Origin of the sequence: Pseudomonas sp. LAM2023, from assembly GCF_016620375.1 — a bacterium.
Taxonomy (GTDB): domain Bacteria; phylum Pseudomonadota; class Gammaproteobacteria; order Pseudomonadales; family Pseudomonadaceae; genus Aquipseudomonas; species Aquipseudomonas anuradhapurensis.
This window is the reverse complement of sequence record NZ_JAENHV010000009.1, coordinates 360,156-378,735: the sequence shown is the minus strand read 5'-3', so window position 1 is coordinate 378,735 and position 18,580 is coordinate 360,156. Positions and strand designations below refer to the sequence as shown.

The 18,580-nt window shown below is 61.6% G+C and carries 17 protein-coding genes and 1 pseudogene; 3 read left to right on the top strand and 15 right to left on the bottom strand.

Features of this window, described 5'->3' with window-relative positions; genetic code table 11:
* Positions 1-32: 32 nt before the first annotated feature.
* The 14 genes and pseudogenes from JKP78_RS01745 to paaF all read right to left on the bottom strand — a co-directional run bounded on the left by JKP78_RS01745 (position 33) and on the right by paaF (position 13,552).
* Positions 33-1,265: an OprD family porin gene (locus tag JKP78_RS01745; protein ID WP_186685905.1), complete on the bottom strand. Its 1,233-nt coding sequence runs from the start codon at positions 1,263-1,265 to the stop codon at positions 33-35.
* Positions 1,266-1,304: 39 nt separating this feature from the next.
* Positions 1,305-2,873, bottom strand: a pseudogene (locus JKP78_RS01740) (cation acetate symporter); the annotation flags it as partial.
* On the bottom strand, positions 2,864-3,172 hold the full coding sequence (locus JKP78_RS01735) for a DUF485 domain-containing protein (protein WP_200625935.1): 309 nt from the start codon (positions 3,170-3,172) through the stop codon (positions 2,864-2,866). The pseudogene JKP78_RS01740 and the gene JKP78_RS01735, both read right to left, overlap by 10 nt.
* Positions 3,173-3,396: 224 nt before the next feature.
* Positions 3,397-4,473 (bottom strand): 1,2-phenylacetyl-CoA epoxidase subunit PaaE, encoded by a 1,077-nt coding sequence (paaE, locus tag JKP78_RS01730; RefSeq protein ID WP_200625934.1) that lies wholly within the window; start codon positions 4,471-4,473, stop codon positions 3,397-3,399.
* A gap of 15 nt (positions 4,474-4,488) precedes the next feature.
* Entirely contained in the window at positions 4,489-5,022 is a 534-nt protein-coding gene (gene paaD / locus JKP78_RS01725; protein WP_186685900.1) for a 1,2-phenylacetyl-CoA epoxidase subunit PaaD, read from the bottom strand.
* On the bottom strand, positions 5,009-5,767 hold the full coding sequence (paaC, locus tag JKP78_RS01720; RefSeq protein ID WP_186685899.1) for a 1,2-phenylacetyl-CoA epoxidase subunit PaaC: 759 nt from the start codon (positions 5,765-5,767) through the stop codon (positions 5,009-5,011). The genes paaD and paaC overlap by 14 nt, the downstream gene beginning before the upstream one ends.
* A gap of 8 nt (positions 5,768-5,775) precedes the next feature.
* The gene (gene paaB / locus JKP78_RS01715) at positions 5,776-6,057 is read right to left on the bottom strand and encodes a 1,2-phenylacetyl-CoA epoxidase subunit PaaB (protein ID WP_170029893.1); all 282 of its coding nucleotides are present in this window, start codon (positions 6,055-6,057) and stop codon (positions 5,776-5,778) included.
* Between the two features lie 25 nt (positions 6,058-6,082).
* Positions 6,083-7,072 (bottom strand): 1,2-phenylacetyl-CoA epoxidase subunit PaaA, encoded by a 990-nt coding sequence (paaA, locus tag JKP78_RS01710; protein ID WP_200625933.1) that lies wholly within the window; start codon positions 7,070-7,072, stop codon positions 6,083-6,085.
* 274 nt (positions 7,073-7,346) lie between these two features.
* Complete coding sequence (gene paaK / locus JKP78_RS01705) at positions 7,347-8,666, bottom strand: phenylacetate--CoA ligase PaaK (RefSeq protein ID WP_186685896.1); 1,320 nt, start codon at positions 8,664-8,666, stop codon at positions 7,347-7,349.
* A gap of 120 nt (positions 8,667-8,786) precedes the next feature.
* A complete protein-coding gene (pcaF, locus tag JKP78_RS01700) occupies positions 8,787-10,007 on the bottom strand; it encodes a 3-oxoadipyl-CoA thiolase (protein ID WP_200625932.1) in 1,221 nt (406 codons plus the stop codon).
* Positions 10,000-10,440, bottom strand: a complete 441-nt coding sequence (gene paaI, locus JKP78_RS01695) for a hydroxyphenylacetyl-CoA thioesterase PaaI (RefSeq protein WP_186685892.1) — start codon at positions 10,438-10,440, stop codon at positions 10,000-10,002. Before paaI ends, pcaF begins: the two co-directional genes overlap by 8 nt.
* Positions 10,433-11,950, bottom strand: coding sequence for a 3-hydroxyacyl-CoA dehydrogenase PaaH (gene paaH, locus JKP78_RS01690; RefSeq protein ID WP_186685891.1), 1,518 nt, complete (start codon positions 11,948-11,950; stop codon positions 10,433-10,435). Before paaH ends, paaI begins: the two co-directional genes overlap by 8 nt.
* A gap of 2 nt (positions 11,951-11,952) precedes the next feature.
* Positions 11,953-12,744 carry a 2-(1,2-epoxy-1,2-dihydrophenyl)acetyl-CoA isomerase PaaG gene (paaG, locus tag JKP78_RS01685; protein ID WP_186685890.1) on the bottom strand — a complete coding sequence of 264 codons (792 nt, stop codon included), beginning with the start codon at positions 12,742-12,744 and terminating at the stop codon, positions 11,953-11,955.
* A 34-nt stretch (positions 12,745-12,778) separates the two neighbouring features.
* Positions 12,779-13,552: a 2,3-dehydroadipyl-CoA hydratase PaaF gene (gene paaF, locus JKP78_RS01680; protein WP_200625931.1), complete on the bottom strand. Its 774-nt coding sequence runs from the start codon at positions 13,550-13,552 to the stop codon at positions 12,779-12,781.
* A gap of 353 nt (positions 13,553-13,905) precedes the next feature.
* Between paaF and paaY the strand changes: the two genes are divergently transcribed.
* Both paaY and paaX read left to right on the top strand, forming a co-directional pair.
* Positions 13,906-14,505, top strand: coding sequence for a phenylacetic acid degradation protein PaaY (gene paaY / locus JKP78_RS01675; RefSeq protein ID WP_186685888.1), 600 nt, complete (start codon positions 13,906-13,908; stop codon positions 14,503-14,505).
* 77 nt (positions 14,506-14,582) lie between these two features.
* A complete protein-coding gene (gene paaX, locus JKP78_RS01670) occupies positions 14,583-15,506 on the top strand; it encodes a phenylacetic acid degradation operon negative regulatory protein PaaX (protein WP_186685887.1) in 924 nt (307 codons plus the stop codon).
* A 61-nt stretch (positions 15,507-15,567) separates the two neighbouring features.
* On the opposite strand, the gene JKP78_RS01665 is transcribed toward paaX, so the two are convergent.
* Positions 15,568-16,182, bottom strand: coding sequence for a class I SAM-dependent DNA methyltransferase (locus JKP78_RS01665; protein WP_186685886.1), 615 nt, complete (start codon positions 16,180-16,182; stop codon positions 15,568-15,570).
* Positions 16,183-17,331: 1,149 nt separating this feature from the next.
* Between JKP78_RS01665 and JKP78_RS01660 the strand changes: the two genes are divergently transcribed.
* Positions 17,332-18,483: a hypothetical protein gene (locus JKP78_RS01660; RefSeq protein WP_200625930.1), complete on the top strand. Its 1,152-nt coding sequence runs from the start codon at positions 17,332-17,334 to the stop codon at positions 18,481-18,483.
* Positions 18,484-18,580 lie beyond the last annotated feature (97 nt).

Genomic DNA, 18,580 nt, shown 5'->3' with positions numbered 1-18,580 from the left:
CTCCATGCTGTTCAGAGGTGGGGAGGGCGCTGTTACCACAGCGCCAGGGTGTAGCCGATAATCAGGCGGTTTTCGTCCACGGCGTTGGTCAGGCCATTGCCAGAGCGGAAGGTGACGTTGCGCCAGCGCAGGCTGACGTCCTTGAACGGGCCGCTCTGGATGACGTAGGTGATGTCGGTGTCGCGCTCGCGCTCACGGCCGTTGCTGAGCGTGGCGGTTTCGGCGTGGCGGCCGTCGGTGTAGCGGGTCATGAAGCTCAGGCCGGGAATGCCCAGGGCGACGAAGTCGTAGTCGTAGCGCAGTTGCCAGGAATCCAGGCCGGCGCGGGTGAAGGTGTTGTAGGTAACCAGGTTGACGGTGAACGGGTCGCCACCGTTGACGAACGGGAACGCGCTGTCACCGGACATCTGTTGCCAGGTGGCGGTGAACTTGTGGGCCCGCACACCGAGGGTGAACATGGCGTTGAAGTTGCGGTTGTCGATGGTGCCGGCACGCTCGGCGCCGTCTTCGCGGCTGTCGAAGTAGCGCAAGTCGCTGCGCAGGCTCAGGCCCTCGCCCAGCGAGCGGGTATCGACCAGGCCGACGAACTGCTGGCGATAGATATCCTCGAGCTTGGCGTAGTAGTAGCTGACGCTGGTTTGCGGGGTGATGGCATAGCTGCCGCCGCCGAAGTCGAGATGGTCGCTGCTGGCGGCGCCGTAGCCGATGTCATCGCGGCCCGAGGAGTCACGCAGGTTGGCCTTGCTCAGGCGGCCGGCGTTGAAGGTCAGGCCGGCGAGGTCCTGGCTGGTCAGCAGGCCGCCCTGGAAGGTGGAGGCCAGCAGGCGGGTGTCGTTGTACACCACCACTGGCAGGATCGGTTGCAGGGTGCCCAGGCGCAGGGTGCTCTTGGCCAGCCGCAGTTTGCCGGTCAGGCCCAGTTCACTGTAGTCGTCGACCGGCTCATGGCTGTTCGGGCCAAAGGGCAGCAGGCCAGTGTTGCGACGGTCGCGGCTGGAGTCGAGCTTGATACCCAGTTGCCCCATGGCATCGATGCCAAAGCCGAGCGTGCCCTCGGTGAAGCCCGATTCCAGCTTGGCGGTGAAGCCCTGGCCCCATTCCTCGGCCTTGGCCTGCGCCGCGTTGCTCTGGCGGAAGTCGCGGTTGAGGTAGTGGTTGCGCAGCTCCAGCCGGGCGTGGCTGTCACCGACGAAGTCGGCCAGCGCCGGCAGCGGCAGGGCCAGGGTGGCCAGCCAGGCGGCCGACATGAAGTGTGTACGGTTCATTGTTGTTGTTTTACCCGACATGGTTGTTCTTCCTTGGAGTCAGTGCTTGCTGGCGCCGGCAGCGCCGATACCGGTCATGGAACGGATGAACTGCGCCAGGTAGCGGCCACGTTCCTGGCTGGCGCGTGCGGAATTGTCGGTGACCGAGAACGCCCAGGCGCCGAGGAACGCCAGGCTCATGGAGAACAGCGCGGGGTTGCTGTAGGGGACCAGTGCCTTTTCGTGATGCAGCACATTGACCCACACCGCCGGGCCCAGCACTACCAGCAGCACTGCCGAGACCAGCCCGGCCATGCTGCCGCACACTGCGCCACGGGTGGTCAGGCCTTTCCAGAACATCGAAAGCAGCAGTACCGGGAAGTTGACCGAGGCCGCCACCGCCAACACTAGGCCGGAGAGGAAGGCGATGTTCTGCGACTCGAACAGCAGGCCGAGGATCACCGCCAGCAAACCGATCAACAGGGTGGCGAGGCGCGACACACGCATTTCATCCTGCTCGCTGGCCTTGCCCTGGCGCATCACGCAGGCATACAGGTCGTGGGATACGGCCGAAGCCCCGGACAACGCCAGGCCGGCAACCACGGCGAGGATGGTGGCGAAGGCCACGGCGGAGATGAAACCGAGGAACAGGTTGCCGCCCACCGCCTGGGCCAGGTGCACGGCGACCATGTTGCCACCGCCGATGATCGCGCCGGTGGCATCGCGGTAGGTGGGCTCGGTGCCGACCTTGACGATGGCGCCAAAGCCGATGACAATCAGCAGCAAGTAGAAATAGCCGATGAAGCCGGTGGCATAGAACACGCTCTTGCGCGCTTCCTTGGCATCGCTGACGGTAAAGAAGCGCATCAGGATATGCGGCAGGCCGGCCGTGCCGAACATCATGCCCAACCCCAGCGAAATGGCATCCACCGGGTTGGACAGCAAACCGCCCGGGGCCATGATCGCCTGGCCCTTGGCATGCACGGCCACGGCACTGGCGAACATCGCCTCGGTGCTGAAGCCGAAGTGCCTGAGCACCATGAATGCCATGAAGCTGGTGCCCGACAGCAGCATCACCGCCTTGATGATCTGCACCCAGGTGGTGGCGAGCATGCCACCGAAGGTGACGTAGGCGACCATCAGCACGCCGACCAGCATTACCGCATACAGGTAGCTGATGCCGAACAGCAGTTCGATCAGCTTGCCGGCGCCGACCATCTGCGCCACCAGGTACATCAGCGCCACCACCAGGGTGCCGAACGCCGAGGTGAGGCGCACCGGGGTCTGTGCCAGGCGGTAGCTGACCACGTCGGCGAAGGTGTACTTGCCCAGGTTGCGCAGGCGTTCGGCAATCAGGAACAGGATGATCGGCCAGCCGGCGAGCACGCCCAGCGCGTACAGCAGGCCGTCGTAGCCGTTCATGAACATCATCGCCGAAATGCCCAGGAACGAGGCGGCGCTGATCATGTCGCCGGCGATGGCCAGGCCGTTCTGCATGCCGCTCAGGCCTCCGCCGGCGGTATAGAAGTCACTGGCCGAGCGGGTGCGCAGCGCAGCCCAGCGGGTGACCAGCAGGGTGAAGCAGACGAACACCATGAACATCGAGATGGCTGTCCAGTTCATTGTGCGCACTCCTGCTTGACCTTGTCGTTGAGCGGGTCGAGCACGTTGTTGGCACGATGCACGTAGATGCCGGTCAGTCCGAAGGACAGCAGTACCATCAGCACGCCCACCAGCATGCCGACGGTAGTCACGCCACCGCGGAGGGACTGGCCGAGGGTGCTGGGGGAAAACGCCACCAGCAGGACGAAGCCATAGTAGGTCACCAGCATGGCCAGCGTCAGGCCGCCGTTGAGGCGGCGTTTGCGCCGCACCAGGTGCTGGAAGTCGGGGTGGTTGACGATGCTTTCGATGCGTTCGGGGGTCATGGGTTGCGATCTCTGGGTGTTGTAATTGTTTTGTTGAGGTCACGCGGGTGTTGCATTGTTGTTGGAGCGGCCTTTGTAGGAGCGGCCTTGTGTCGCGAAAGGGCTGCGCAGCAGCCCCGGCAATCCATGATCAGGGCCGGGATCCTGGGGCCGCGTTACGGCCCTTTCGCGACACGAGGCTGCTCCCACACAAACCGCGTCAGCAGCCTGAGAGGGGCTTGGGCCTACAGCTGGTCGAAGTCGAGCACCACCTTGTCGCTTACCGGGTAGGTCTGGCACGACAGCACGTACCCGGCCGCCACTTCGTAATCCTCCAAGGCATGGTTGCTGTCCATTTCCACCTCGCCTTCGATGACCCGGCACTTGCAGGTGGAACACACCCCAGCCTTGCACGAGTACGGCAGCTCGGCGCCGATGGCATTGCCGGCGTCAAGCACGTTCTGGGTGTTGCGTGGCAGGTCGAAGGTAAGTGCGCGGCCGTCGCTGATCACGGTGATGTGACTGAGCGCCGAGTCCACCTGGCGCGCCGCTTCGCGGGCCTCGCGTCGGGCTTCGCTGCCGGCGGCGGTAAACAGTTCGAAGTGGATGCGGTCCTTGGCCATGCCATTGGCCTTGAGGCTGTCGCGTACGGTCTCGGTCATCGCCTGAGGGCCACAGATGAACGCCGCATCCAGGCTGGCTACATCCAGCCAGCGCGAGAACAGCTGGCCGCACTTGTCGGCATTGATGCGGCCGTTGTACAGGTCGACATCCTGCTGTTCGCGGCTGAACACGAAAATCAGGTTCAGGCGGTCGAGGTAACGGTTCTTCAGGTCTTCGAGCTTGTCGCGGAACAGCGCCCCGGAGCTGGAGCGGTTGCCGTACAGCAGGGTGAAGCGGCTGTGCGGCTCGCTGGCCAGGGTGGTGGCGATGATCGACAGGATCGGGGTAATGCCGCTGCCGGCGGCGACCCCCAGGTAGTTGCCCTGGCGAGCCGTGTCCAGCGGCACGAAGAAGCTGCCCGACGGCGGCATCACGTCCAGCTGCTGGCCGGCCTTGAGCACGTCATTGGCAAACGCCGAGAAACGTCCGCCAGGCACGCGCTTGACCGCCACGCGCAGCTCGCCGTCCTGCACGGCGCTGCAGATGGAATAGGAGCGGCGGACTTCTTCGTTGTCCAGCTGGGTACGCATGACCAGGTACTGGCCCTGGGTGAAGCGGAACGTCTCGCACAGGTGCTCGGGCACGTCGAAGGCAATCGATACCGCATCACGGGTCTCGTTGCGCACTTGCTTGATGGTCAGGCTGTGAAACGGGCTCATGGCGTTCTCCACGGCTCAAAGGCATTTGAAATAGTCGAACGGCTCCAGGCACTCGCGGCAGCGGTACAGTGCCTTGCAAGCGGTGGAGCCGAACTGGCTGAGCAATTCGGTCTGGGCGCTGCCGCACTGCGGGCAGCACACCTGGGGCGCCTCGCCGAGCAGGCTGCGCTTGCTGCTACTGGCTTGCGGCGGGGCGATGCCATAGGCTCGCAGGCGTTCGCGGCCCAGTTCGCTGATCCAGTCGGTCGTCCAGGCCGGCGTCAGCCGGCGCTCCAGCGCAGGCGCCGGGAAACCCGCCTGCTCCAACGCCAGGCAAATATCCGCCTCGATCACCTCGGTGGCCGGGCAGCCGGAGTAGGTCGGCGTCACTACCAGGTGCAGATGGCCAGCACGCCAGTCGAGGCCACGGACGATGCCCAGGTCGACCACGCTGACCACCGGCACTTCCGGGTCCATGACCTGGGCCAGCACCGCCCAGGCACGTGCCAGGTCGTCCGCGCGTGCTGCGCGGGCGCCACGGTCGCCGGCAATCAGCTCACCAGGTTGCATCGGGGTAGGCCCTTGGCAGGAACTGCATCTCGGCCAGCAGCAGACCAAGGTGCTCGGTGTGAAGACCTCTGCGGCCATCCAGGTAGAACTGGCTGGCAGCTTTGGGCAGCGGCAGCTCGACTGAAGCGAAGACTTCGCCAACCTGCTTCAGCCAGCCTGCGCCGACGCTGGCCGGATCGGCGGCGATACCTGCATGGGCCAGTCGTACCTCGTTGTCGCTGCCGGCCGTGAGTTCAACGGTGAAGCGCCACAGGGCCGGGATGGCGGAAAGCATGCGCTGGCGGCTTTCTTCGGTGCCGCCACCCAGGCGCTGTACCCATTCGCTGGAACGGCGCAGGTGGTAGGTGACTTCTTTCAGGGCTTTGCCAGCGATACCGGCAATTCGCTCGTCGCGAGAACCGGCCAGGCCCTGGAGCACAGCGAAATGCCAGGTGTCATAAAGGAACTGCTTGGTCATGGTCACGGCGAAATCGCCATTGGGTTGCTCGACCAGCAGCAGGTTGCGGTAGGCCCGCTCGTCGCGACGGAAGACGAGGGCATCGGCGTCGCGGCCGTCATCCAGCAGCTCGGCGGCATATTCCAGCCAGTTGCGCGCCTGGCCGACCAGGTCGAGGCCCACGTTCATCAGGGCCAGTTCTTCTTCGATGGCCGGGGCCCGGCCACACCATTCGCAGAGGCGCTGGCCCTGCACCAGGGCACTGTCGCCGAGCAGCAGCAGGTAGGGAATCAGATCGTGCTTGTGCATGGCCAACCTCACATGTGCCCGACTTCGTCGGGCAGTTCGTAGAAGCTGGCATGGCGATAGACCTTGTCGTCCGCCGGGGCGAACAGCGGGTCTTTGTCGTCGGGGGAGGAGGCGGTGATCAGGGCCGAGGGTACCACCCACAGGCTTACCCCCTCGCTGCGGCGGGTATACAGCTCGCGGGCGTTCTCGATGGCCATGGCCGCATCGGCAGCGTGCACGCTGCCGACATGCTTGTGGTTAAGGCCGTGCTTGCTGCGCACGAACACTTCGTAGAGGGTCCAGACAGACATTTTCGATCTCCGCATCAATCGCCGCTCAGGCGGCGTTCTTGTTCTGTTGCTTGCGTGCGTAGGCCACCGCCGCCTCGCGTACCCAGGCGCCGTCCTCGATAGCCTTGCGCCGGGTGGCGATACGTTCCTGGTTGCACGGGCCATTGCCCTTGATCACTTCGTAGAATTCGTCCCACTGGATCTCGCCGAAATCGTAGTGGCCGCGTTCGGCGTTCCACTTCAGCTCGGGGTCGGGGGCGGTACAGCCGAGCAGCTCGAGCTGCGGCACGGTCTGGTCGATGAAGCGCTGGCGCAGCTCGTCGTTGGTCTGGCGCTTGATTTTCCAGGCCATGGACTGGGCGCTGTTGGGGGAATGTTCGTCGCTGGGGCCGAACATCATCAGCGCCGGCCACCACAGGCGATTGATGGCGTCCTGGACCATGTCGCGCTGGGCCTGGGTGCCGTGGCGCATCATGGTCAGGAGCATTTCGTAGCCCTGGCGCTGGTGGAAGCTCTCTTCCTTGCAGATGCGAATCATGGCGCGCGAATAAGGGCCATAGGAGGTGCGCTGCAGCACCACCTGGTTGACGATGGCGGCGCCATCCACCAGCCAGCCCACCGCGCCCATGTCGGCCCAGCTGAGGGTGGGGTAGTTGAAGATGCTCGAATACTTGGCCCTGCCGCTGTGCAGCTTGGCGACTTCTTCGTCGCGGTCGGCGCCCAGGGTTTCCATGGCGCTGTACAGGTACAGGCCGTGGCCGGCTTCGTCCTGGATCTTGGCCATCAGCTGCAGCTTGCGCTTGAGGCTGGGGGCGCGGGTCACCCAGTTGCCTTCGGGGAGCATGCCGACGATTTCCGAATGGGCATGTTGGGAGATCTGCCGGATCAGGGTCTGGCGGTAGGCCTCGGGCATCCAGTTCTTGGCTTCGATCTTGATTTCGGCGTCGATCTTTTCCTGGAAGTTGCGCTCTTCGGGCGACATCTCTTCCAGCGACTTGACGCGCTTGACTCCGGTTTCCACTAGCTGTGCGTACATGTGCTGCGACTCCTGCTAAGGCATGAGTCATTTGTAAGCGATACAAAACTAATCGTCAAACATATTTGCGTGTATCAAATAAGATTTATGTATCGCTTTGCTGGCCGAGGGGGCTGCTTTGCAGCCCTTTCGCGACGCAAGGCCGCTCCTACACAGAAACGCAATCTGCTGTAGGAGCGGCCTTGCGTCGCGAAAGGGGCGCAAAGCGCCCCCAGCAAACTCCAGGCAAAAAAAGCCCCGGACGATGCCGGGGCCAAACAGGCAGCTGAATGAATCAGCTGGCCAACCGTTTGTCGAATACGTGACAAGCCTTGCCTTCGGACCGCTTGAGCGTGCCGCAGGGCTGCAGGCGTACCTGGGTGCTGATGCCGATGTAGGTCTTGATCTGCCGGGTCAACTCGCCAACCAGCAACTTGCGCTGGCCTTCATCAAGGTGTTGGCACTCCGCACGCAACTCCACATGCACTTCCACGCTGTCCAGATTTCCATTGCGATACAGATATATTTCATAAAGCTCAGACAGCTGTTTTATTTTTAGTACTTGCTCCTCGATCTGGGTCGGGAACACATTGACCCCGCGAATGATGAGCATGTCGTCGCTGCGACCGGTGATCTTGCCGATCCGCCGCATCGGCCGGGCAGTGCCGGGCAACAACCGGGTCAGGTCGCGGGTGCGGTAGCGCACCATGGGCAACGCTTCCTTGCTCAGCGAGGTGAATACCAGTTCGCCCAGCTCGCCATCTGGCAACACCTGGCCAGTGACCGGATCGATGATCTCGGGGTAGAAGTGGTCTTCCCAGATGGTCGGGCCGTCCTTGGTCTCGAGGCATTCCATCGCCACCCCCGGGCCCATGATTTCTGACAGGCCATAGATGTCGAGGGCATCGATGCCCAGGCGCTGTTCGATCGAGCGACGCAGCTCGTCGGTCCAGGGCTCGGCACCAAAAATGCCCAGGCGCAGCTTGAGCGCGTGCGGGTCGATGCCCTGGCGCTCGATCTCGTCGGCCAGGTTGAGCATGTAGGACGGGGTGACCATGATGATATCGGGCTGGAAGTCGCGGATCAGCTGCACCTGCTTCTCGGTCTGGCCGCCAGACATGGGAATCACCGTGCAGCCCAGGCGCTCGGCACCATAATGCGCCCCCAGCCCGCCGGTAAATAGGCCATAGCCATAGGACACATGCACCTTGTCGCCCTTGCGGCCGCCAGCAGCGCGGATCGAGCGAGCCACCACGTTGGCCCAGGTATCGATGTCGTTCTGGGTGTAACCGACCACCGTCGGCTTGCCGGTCGTGCCGCTGGAGGCGTGCAGGCGCACCACCTCCTGCTGGGGCACGGCGAACATGCCGTAGGGGTAGTTGTCGCGCAGGTCGTTCTTGCCAGTGAAGGGGAACTTCGCCAGGTCTTCGAGGCACTCGAGATCATCAGGGTGGGCGCCGCACTCGGCAAAGCGCTGGCGGTACAGCGGGACGTTGTCGTAGGCGTGCTTCAGGCTCCAGCGCAGGCGCTCCAGCTGGTGGTGGCGCAGGGCGTCGACGCTGGCGGTTTCCATCGGGTCCAGCTGGGCACGATCGGCATCATGGTACATGTTCATGGCTTCACTCGAATTGTTCTTGTACGCCGCGCGGCAGCGGTTGCAGGTGCGCGGTGAGTGTCATGGACGCAGCATATACGGCTGCATTCGGTTCGGTAACGGGCCGATGGTCGGAGCCGCTCAAAGGCGCTCGATGACCATCGCGATGCCTTGCCCTACACCAATGCACATGGTGCACAGGGCGTAGCGCCCGGCGGTTTCCTCCAGCTCGTGCAGGGCAGTGGTGACCAGGCGTGCGCCGCTCATGCCCAGCGGATGGCCCAGGGCGATGGCTCCGCCGTTGGGGTTGACCCGCTTGTCGTCATCGGCCAGGCCCAGCTCGCGCAGCACCGCCAGGCCCTGGGCAGCAAAGGCCTCGTTGAGTTCGATGACATCCATGTCGGCCAACGACAGCCCGGTCAGCTCGAGGACCTTGCGGGTAGCCGGTACCGGTCCCATGCCCATCAGCCGCGGTTCGACCCCGGCCACAGCCATGCCGACGATGCGCCCTCGGGCCTTGAGGCCATGGCGACGGGCGGCGGTGCCGCTGGCCAGCAACAGCGCACAGGCGCCGTCGTTGACCCCGGAGGCATTGCCGGCGGTGACGCTGCCACCTTCACGGAACGGGGTGCCAAGCCTGGCCAGTTGCTCCAGGGTGGTATCACCACGCGGGTGCTCGTCGTGCTCGACCACTTTGGCCGGGCCTTTGCGTTGTGCGACCTCGACCGGCACGATTTCCCGTGCCAGGCGGCCACGCGCTTGGGCTGCGGCGGCCTTGTGCTGGCTGCGCAGGGCGAACGCGTCCTGGTCGGTGCGGGAAATGCCGAACTGCTGGGCAACGTTCTCGGCGGTTTCCGGCATGGAATCGGTGCCGAAGGCCGCCTTGAGCAACGGGTTGACGAAACGCCAGCCGATGGTGGTGTCGAACAGCTCGGCCGCGCGCCCGAACGCCTGCTCCGGCTTGCCCATGACGAACGGCGCACGCGACATCGACTCCACGCCGCCGGCCAGCATCAACCCGGCTTCGCCGCAGCGCAGGGCGCGCGCAGCAGTGCCAATGGCGTCGAGGCCGGAACCGCACAGGCGGTTGATGGTGGTGCCGGGCACCTCGATGGGCAGCCCGGCCAGCAGGCTGGCCATGTGCGCCACGTTGCGGTTGTCCTCGCCAGCCTGGTTGGCACAACCGAGGATCACGTCGTCGATGGCTTTCCACTCCAGTTGCGGGTGGCGGCGGATAAGCGCCTTGAGCGGGATGGCCGCCAGGTCATCGGCCCGCACACTGCTCAAGGCTCCGGCATATCGGCCAATGGGGGTGCGTACGGCGTCGATGATCAAGGCGTCGGCCAGGGTGTGTTCAGTCATCTTGCGTCTCCTGCGCCAGCACGGTGCCGCGCACTTTGTAGGATTTGCCATGGAACATCGCCAGCAACTCACCGCGCTGGTTCTCGATGCGGACCTGGTACAGGCCAGTGCGGCCCTTGCGGCTGATCTCGCTGGCCTGGGCGGTGAGCAGGTCATCGCGCAGTGCCGGGGCCAGGTAATCGATGCTGCAGCCTTGGGCGACAGTGGCCTGGTCGTAACTGTTGCAGGCGAAAGCAAATGCCGAATCGGCCAAGGCGAACAGGTAGCCGCCGTGGCAGGTACCATGGCCCTGGATCATGTCGGCGCGTACCGGCATGCGCAGGGATGCCTGGCCGGGGCCAGCGGCCAGCAGCTGGATGCCCAGGCCCTGGGTGGCCAGGTCGCGGGCGTACATGGCATCGGCACAGGCTTGTGCCAGCTCGACTTCAGTCATGCAGGGTGCCTCCTTTGGCTTCGCAGCGGCGTAACAGCAGGGAAGGGCGGTAGCGGCTCTCGCCGTAGCTGCGCTGCAAGTTGTCGAGCACACGCAGGGTCTGGCGGATGCCGAGATGAGTGGCCCAGGCCAACGGGCCGCAGGGGTAGTTGACGCCCGCGCGCATGGCCAGGTCGATGTCGGCGGCGCTGCCGACGCCTTGCAATACCGCATCGGCGGCCTCGTTGGCGAGCATAGCCACGGTACGCAGCACCACCAGGCCCGGCAGGTCGGCGACAGGGGTAATCCGCAGGCCGGCACGCTGCAGCAAGGCCACCGCCTGGTCACGGGCGTTGTCGCTGGTGTCCGCCGACCAGCTGATGGCAATGCGTGTGGCGGTACCGTAGTCCAGTGCCAAGTCCAGCAGCACCAGGTTACGCAGGCCGTCCTCCCGCGCACGCTGGCTGGCCAGGCGGCCATCTGACAGCGCGATGGTGGCTTCGCCTGCCTGAATCAGGCCGCTACCGGCACGCTGGGTCACGGTGATGCCGCTTCGGCGCAAGCGCTCGACCAGCGGCTGCAGCACCCCGAGATGGCCTTCGACGACGCAGGCCTCGGCTGAGGCAGGGCTGTGCAGCTCAAGCGGCTGCGGACGCACGGCCCCCTCGGCATAGCTATAGAAGCCCTGGCCGCTCTTTCGACCGAGGCGACCGGCGTCGACCAGTTCTTTTTGCACCAACGAAGGCTGGAAGCGGGAATCACCATAAAATGCTTCGAATACCGAGCAGGTGACCGCGTAATTAACGTCTTGGCCAATCAGGTCGGTCAGCTCGAACGCGCCCATGCGGAAACCGCCGGCATCCCGTAATAGCGCGTCCAGCGTTGCGCAATCGGCTGCGCCTTCCTGCAGCAGACGCAGGCTTTCCGCGTAGAATGGCCGCGCCACGCGGTTGACGATGAAACCCGGCGTGGAGCGCGCATGCACCGGCTGCTTGCCCCAGGCCTTGGCGGTGGCATGAATGCACGCGGCAACGGCCGGGGCAGTAGCCAGGCCCGAGACCACTTCAACCAGCGCCATCAGCGGTGCGGGGTTGAAGAAGTGCATGCCGACCAGCTGTTGCGGGCGTTGCAGCCCGGCGGCGAGGCTGGTGATGGACAGCGACGAGGTGTTGCTGGCAAGGATGCAGTCGGCAGCACACAGGGCTTCCAGCTGGCTGAACAACGCTTGCTTGACGTGCAGGTTCTCGACGATGGCCTCGATCACCAGGCGTGCATCGGCCAAGGCTTCAATACGCTCCACCGGGCACAGCCGGGCGCTGATCGCTTCCCGTTCGACGGGCTGCAAGGTGCCTTTTTCCACCAGCCGGGCAAGTTGCCGATCGATACCGGCCACCGCCTGCACAGCAGCGCCAGGGCGGTTGTCGTAGAGTCTGACCGGGTGGCCGGCCTGTGCCGCGACCTGGGCGATGCCAGCCCCCATCGCGCCCGCGCCGATCACCGCCACCGGCGTATTGCTTGCAAGTGCACTCATGCTCAACGCCCCTTGAATACCGGCGTACGTTTGTCGATGAAGGCACTCACGCCTTCACGGTAGTCCTCGCTGCGCCCGGCCAGGCGTTGCAGGTCGCGTTCCAGCTCCAGCTGCTCATCGAAACCATTGTCGAAGCTGGCGTTGAGGGCGCGCTTGATCAGGGCCAGGCCATAGGTTGGCTGGGTGGCGAGCTGGCGGGCGAAGGTGAGGGCCTCGTCGCGCAGGGCAGCATCATCCACCACGCGATGGATCAGCCCCCATTGCTGAGCCTGTTCCGCGCCGAGGCGTTCGCCCAGCAGGGCCAGGGCCTTGGCCCGTGCCATGCCGACAAGGCGCGGCAGCAGCCAGGTACCCCCGGAGTCCGGCACCAGGCCGATCTTGCAGAAAGCCTGGATGAAGCTTGCCGACCGGGCCGCCAGCACCAGGTCGCAGGCCAGCGGGATATTGGCACCGGCGCCGGCTGCCACGCCATTGACCGCGCAGACCACCGGCAAGGGCAAGTCCCGCAGGGTACGCACCAGCGGGTTGTAGAAGCGTTCGATTGATTCGCCCAGGTCCGGCATCTCGGCGCCGGGTGCGACATTGCGCTCGGACAGGTCCTGGCCGGCACAGAAGCCGCGGCCCTCAGCCGTAAACAGCAGCACCCGTGCATCACTGCTCTGGCGCACCTGCTTGAGCGCTTCGCGCACTTCCAGATGCATGGCGGCATTAAAGCTGTTCAGCTGTTCGGGGCGGTTCAAGGAGAGGAGGGCGACGCCGTCCTCGATGGAAAACAGGATGTGCTGGAAGGTCATGACAGACTCGCTTCGTCAGGCTAGGGAAGGATGATCAGCGGCCCTGGAAGCGGGCCTGGCGTTTTTCCTGGAAGGCGCGAATGCCTTCGTCGCGGTCAGCGGTGCCGGCCAGCAAGGTGAAGGCATGACGCTCGAAGCGCAGGCCGCTGGCCAGGTCGGTGTCCGCGGCCTTCAGCAGCGCTTCCTTGGCCAGGCGCACCGCCAGCGGCGCCTTGGCGGCGATGCTGCGGGCGACCTGCATGGCGCGTTCTACAGTCAATTCGGGCTGGGTGACTTCGCTGACCAGGCCCGCCTGCAGGGCGTGGCGAGCGGTGATGGTCTCGCCAGTCAGGACCATTTGCATGGCCAGCGGCTTGCCTACGGCGCGCAGCAGGCGTTGGGTGCCGCCGGCGCCTGGGATGATGCCGAGGTTGATTTCCGGCTGGCCGAAGCGCGCATCGGTGCCGGCGATGACGATGTCGGCGCACATCATCAGCTCACACCCACCGCCCAGGGCATAGCCGTCGACCGCCGCGATCAGTGGCTTGCTGAAAGCAGCGATGCCTTGCCAGTGCGCAACGCGCGGGTCATTGAGAATGCCCACCAGATCGCGCTCGGCCATCTCGCGGATATCGGCGCCCGCGGCGAACGCCTTGCGATCACCGGTGATGATTACCACGCGGGTCAGTTCATCGTGCTCAGCCGCCCTGAGTGCAGCGGCCAGTTCTGCCAGCAACTCGGTGCACAGGGCGTTCAGGGCCTCGGGCCGCTGCAGGGTGATGAGCTGGATACCCTGTTCGGGCGCCTGCACGGCGAGATATCGCGGCATGTCGGGTTCCTCTGGCTGCACGCACGGCACATCGTGGGGCCGGCATTTCTTGGAATTGTCTGCAGGGACGTAATGCGGGGGTCACGTCCAGGTGGCACCAGTATATGCATCATTTGATACATTTACGCAACATCATAATGACGATGATGTATCCTTTTAGGGTGTAAGACGAACACGATAGCGGCTCTGCAGAGGCGCAATAACGATGTGCAGCGCGGGCTACAACCCCAATTCGGACGGTTTCCGAAGGTAAGTTTCGGTAGAAAAAGTGATACATCAACTGAGTAATTGACGGCCGACATAATGCGATACAAGATCTAACAGAATGTCTTATCACTTCAGGAGCTTTTGCCATGCCTTGCTACCGACTGGACGGCCTGACGCCCGTGGTTCATCCCACAGCCTATGTGCACCCCAGCGCCGTGCTGATTGGCGACGTGATCATCGGCCCCCGCTGCTATGTGGGCCCACTGGCATCGCTGCGAGGGGATTTCGGCCGCATCGTGCTGGAGGAGGGTGCCAACCTGCAGGACACCTGTGTGATGCATGGCTTTCCCGGCGGTGACACGGTGGTCGAACGTAACGGACACGTCGGGCACGGCGCCGTGTTGCACGGCTGCCGGATCGGTGAAGACGCCTTGATTGGCATGAACGCCGTGGTCATGGACGGTGCCCGAGTGGGACCACGCTGCATCGTCGCGGCCACCGCATTCGTCAAAGCGGGTTTCGAATGCGCAGCACAAAGCCTGGTGATGGGCGCGCCAGCCCAGGTCAAACGCTCGCTGAGCGAACAGGAGCTGGCCTGGAAGCAGCGCGGCACCGCCGAGTACCAACACCTGGCACAGCGCTGCATGAATACCATGGTTGAATGTCTGCCACTGAACGAAGCCGAGCCCGAGCGCCCACGCATGGAAGACACCGGTGTCAGGCCCAAAGGTATGGCACCGGCATGAGCCTGGCAGCGTCACGCCATGGTCAGACGGTCCGCCGCACAGGTATAGTCGGTGCTTTATCCGCGCACAGTTCGCCCATGAGCAATCTCGCCCCACTGAACAACCTGATCACCCGCTTCCAGGAACAGACGCCGATCCGCGCCAGTTCGCTGATCATCACTTTGTACGGCGACGCCATCGAGCCCCACGGCGGCACCGTCTGGCTGGGCAGCCTGATCAACCTGCTGGAGCCGGTCGGCATCAACGAGCGGCTGATTCGCACGTCGATCTTCCGCCTGACCAAGGAAGGCTGGCTGACCGCCGAGAAGGTTGGCCGGCGCAGCTATTACAGCCTGACGGGTACTGGCCGGCGGCGCTTCGAGAAAGCTTTCAAAAGGGTCTACAGCCCCAGCCAACCTGCCTGGGACGGCGCCTGGACCTTGGTATTGCTGTCGCAACTCGAGGCAGGCAAGCGCAAAGCGTTGCGTGAAGAACTGGAGTGGCAGGGGTTTGGTGCCATGGCGCCAAACCTGCTGGGTTGCCCACGGGCAGACCGCGTCGACCTGACGGCCACCTTGCGCGAGCTGGATGCCGCTGACGACAGCATTGTCTTCGAAACCCACACTCAGGAAGTGCTTGCCTCCAAGGCCATGCGCGCCCAGGTCCGGGAAAGCTGGCGTATCGACGAACTGGGGCAGCAGTACAGTGAATTCATTCAGCTGTTCCGGCCACTATGGCAAGGCTTGAAAGAACAGCAACAACTCGATGCGCAGGACTGCTTCCTGGCCCGTACGCTGCTGATTCACGAATACCGCCGACTGTTGCTACGCGATCCGCAACTGCCGGACGAACTGCTGCCAGGGGATTGGGAGGGAAGGGCCGCGCGGCAGTTGTGCCGTAACCTGTATCGCCTGGTGTTCGCCAAGGCTGAAGAGTGGCTGAACGCGGCGTTGGAGACGGCTGATGGGCCGTTGCCGGATGTGAATGAAGGGTTCTACAAGCGTTTTGGCGGGCTGTTGTAGGGACTGCTCAGATATAACTACGCTAAATGAACATTTAGTGTAGTTATATCTGAAATGCATATCAGCGAAGCAGGCGACGGGCCAGCCAAACCGTTTGTCCGCCACATTCCGCATCCTCCACGATGTGCTCCAGCACTCCGAAACCGTGGTCGTTCAATCGAGCGGTGTATTCCTCAGGATCCAGGCTGGCGTGATAGAGCGTTTCACCCTGTAATTCACCCAAGGCTTCGCCATGTGCGGGCCCACTGGTAAACATCAGCAACGCACCAGGTGCAGCGTGGCGCTGGAATATAAGAAACATCTGGCGTTGATCGTCGGGCTTGAGATGGAACAAGCTGTTCCAGGCCAGAATGCCGAGAAACTGCCGACCGAGCGCTAGCGTGCGCATGTCCTGATGAATCCATTCCTGCGTTGGGAAACGTTTTCTGCACAAGGCGAGCATTTGCGTGGACGAATCTACACCGACAACAGACAGGCCGGCGTCGATCAGATGGCGTGCCACAGGTTGACCTGAGCCGCAGCCCAGATCCAGCACGATTGCTGTTGGTGGCAGTAACGAGCGGAAGCGTTCGATCCATTTGCGATCAACGAAATGATCGGAGCGCAGGTCATTCCAGATCGATGCGTGGCGATCGTAGAGACTGATGATCTGATTGGCGGATGGATGATACGGCATGGACTGGGCATCCTTGACTGTGAAGGTGGGACGTTCACGAGGGTTTCCAGCGTTCAAATGTACCTGGGTAGCGGCCAATGTGGGAAATATGAATTTGCGCATAATGAGTATTATGTTAAATGATGTATATTGGTGCTCCTGCTCACAGGTGTCCGCTTTCACTAACCTCCGTTGAGATTTTAACAAAACCCCGTTGTAACCGTTGAAATCAAAGTGGAATCCGCTGAAGTGACCGGAATCTCAGTTCCCGTGCACCCTTACGTCCCGCGCTTAAGGTCAATTCTCCTTGAGGCCAGGTCAGCCGTTGAAATCAGATCGGACGGCAGATTTCGCTAACTCGTTGAACTGAGGACGCTTTTGCTGATTCCGTCGAAATTGCCGGATCCTGTGAGCGCCTTAACCTACCATTCGGAATAAAATCAGAAGAAAGATTCGTGGCGTCAGCCTACGGCCATCTAAACTGCTGAGTTTGCGGAATTCTTAGACGTAGCCATTCAATTCAAAAAAATCACCTGTCGGAATAAAATCGGAAAAATCATCGAACGTTCTTCGCGCCAGGCGGTGCTTACGCACTATTTGCAAGGCGGTGCCGATTTCGTTTGGATATGGCTCTTGCGCGGACTTGATTGCTGAGCTATTAATTCAAGTCTCCATCACTATTCCGCCTACGCATCTATTCTTATGAACCAGTCACCTAGATCGATCCTCAGCGAGTCTGGAGTTCCGTTTCAGTTCGCTTCTATAAATGGTAGCGATCCTGCTAGTGTCCTGGATGAGGAGCGGCTTGTGTGGGCGTATCTTGGCACTTTTCCCGAAGAAATTGATGCATTCGAGACCTATAGGCTGTTTGCCCAGCACATCAATCGTTTCTCACTCCATAACAGCGCCGGTGATGTAGCTGGTAGGTTCCTTGAAAAATACGTATTGTGGATATTATGCGTAGCGCAGAAATCCCTAAAAGAGTTAAGCCTATCCGATTTGAGAGAGTTTTCTGAATTTTGCAATTCCCCACCTCACGGTTGGTGTGGAGCGCGCGCCCCCAGGTTTACGGAAAGGCAATCAGCATTAGAGCACAACCCTTATTGGAGGCCATTTGTTCGACCGATAAACATCGCGTTAAGCAGTTATGTTTACAGGTTGAATAGATTCATGAGTGAAATTTCACCGCAGCTAGAGTTTCAGCTGAGAATTAGTCCTTCCGAACACTGGGTAGAGTTACAGGATCCATATGTTGAGCAGGATGAGATAAATGCGGAGCGGTATTTAGAATATGTGGCCACCTTTCATAGGTCTAACGAGCGAATGGAACGAAGCCTGTTCCTTTATGCGACATGCTTCTATTTGAATATCCCCGCGCTGGAGCTTATTTCGAATTGCGAGATTTTTTGTATGGCCTGCTTCAGGTTTTCGGATGCTGATAAAGCAAAATTCTTAATGCGAGGCGTTCAAAGCTCTTACAGCCTGGAAGTGCCGTTACCGCTAATATTCTATATAAAACGATATCGCACCTATATGCGACTTCCACTAATTCCATCATGCAGCGAGGTCGAGCCGCTGTGGTCAACTAATAATTTTAAGCGCTTCATTACAAGATTGCCTTGGATGCAAGAGTTACCTTACTCGCCAGCGATTATCCTTAAAAGAGCTATTAGATATCGGACAAATACCAACCCGCATGAGGCTCGGCGTAATCGTAATAGAGTCGAGGCGAATCGCTTGGGTAGAGTGCACTGGGAAAGAAAGTCGATTGCTCAAGCAAAGTTGCTGCCTGAATACTCAGGAGCCCGTGCATATCCTGAAAATGCGCCCTCACCTCCTCCCCTGTTCGCCTTGGACATACGTGAAACCCTGATAATATCGTCGGAACTCGCGGACAGCTATGTGGACAAAAACTTTCCATCTCACTTGAGGGGGCGGGCACTGGAGGCCTTAGATATGATCCGCTCGTACGCTCGATTGAATAAGGAGCGATTGAAGCTAGCCGCTCTGGAGAAGTGGCTACTTTGGGCGATTTACTTCACTGACAAACCTATTAGCGCTCTCACCAAGAATGATGCCAAAGACTTTTTGAGGTTCTGTATGAGTCCACCAGCATCATGGCGCGGCGGGAGTGCCCAACCCAGGTTTAACTCGATCTCACGATTGGCGATCAATAGTTATTGGACTCCCTTTCATGTGTTTGAGGATTCTTGGGAAAAGTCAATCTTACGAACAGCTAGAATAAGGGGCTGGTGTAAATCAGCTTACAGAAAATTGATTGAGAATAATCATAAGCTTCTTAATGTTTTCAATGATCACTAAATAAAGCGCGTGCGCACGTGTTTTTGCCCTTCGTCGAGTGGCTTGAGGTGATACTCAAGGATGGTCTTGGTGTACTTGTCAAAATAGAAGTAAATGT

Coding starts and splice junctions, on each gene's coding strand:
- JKP78_RS01660 (WP_200625930.1), top strand. CDS start 17,332: ATGAGTGAAATTTCACCGCAGCTAGAGTTTCAGCTGAGAATTAGTCCT.
- paaG (WP_186685890.1), bottom strand. CDS start 12,744: ATGACCTTCCAGCACATCCTGTTTTCCATCGAGGACGGCGTCGCCCTC.
- paaD (WP_186685900.1), bottom strand. CDS start 5,022: ATGCAACCTGGTGAGCTGATTGCCGGCGACCGTGGCGCCCGCGCAGCA.
- paaY (WP_186685888.1), top strand. CDS start 13,906: ATGCCTTGCTACCGACTGGACGGCCTGACGCCCGTGGTTCATCCCACA.
- paaK (WP_186685896.1), bottom strand. CDS start 8,666: ATGAACATGTACCATGATGCCGATCGTGCCCAGCTGGACCCGATGGAA.
- paaE (WP_200625934.1), bottom strand. CDS start 4,473: ATGAGCCCGTTTCACAGCCTGACCATCAAGCAAGTGCGCAACGAGACC.
- JKP78_RS01745 (WP_186685905.1), bottom strand. CDS start 1,265: ATGAACCGTACACACTTCATGTCGGCCGCCTGGCTGGCCACCCTGGCC.
- paaC (WP_186685899.1), bottom strand. CDS start 5,767: ATGCACAAGCACGATCTGATTCCCTACCTGCTGCTGCTCGGCGACAGT.
- paaX (WP_186685887.1), top strand. CDS start 14,583: ATGAGCAATCTCGCCCCACTGAACAACCTGATCACCCGCTTCCAGGAA.
- paaA (WP_200625933.1), bottom strand. CDS start 7,072: ATGTACGCACAGCTAGTGGAAACCGGAGTCAAGCGCGTCAAGTCGCTG.
- pcaF (WP_200625932.1), bottom strand. CDS start 10,007: ATGACTGAACACACCCTGGCCGACGCCTTGATCATCGACGCCGTACGC.
- paaF (WP_200625931.1), bottom strand. CDS start 13,552: ATGCCGCGATATCTCGCCGTGCAGGCGCCCGAACAGGGTATCCAGCTC.
- JKP78_RS01665 (WP_186685886.1), bottom strand. CDS start 16,182: ATGCCGTATCATCCATCCGCCAATCAGATCATCAGTCTCTACGATCGC.
- paaB (WP_170029893.1), bottom strand. CDS start 6,057: ATGTCTGTCTGGACCCTCTACGAAGTGTTCGTGCGCAGCAAGCACGGC.
- JKP78_RS01735 (WP_200625935.1), bottom strand. CDS start 3,172: ATGACCCCCGAACGCATCGAAAGCATCGTCAACCACCCCGACTTCCAG.
- paaI (WP_186685892.1), bottom strand. CDS start 10,440: ATGACTGAAGTCGAGCTGGCACAAGCCTGTGCCGATGCCATGTACGCC.
- paaH (WP_186685891.1), bottom strand. CDS start 11,950: ATGAGTGCACTTGCAAGCAATACGCCGGTGGCGGTGATCGGCGCGGGC.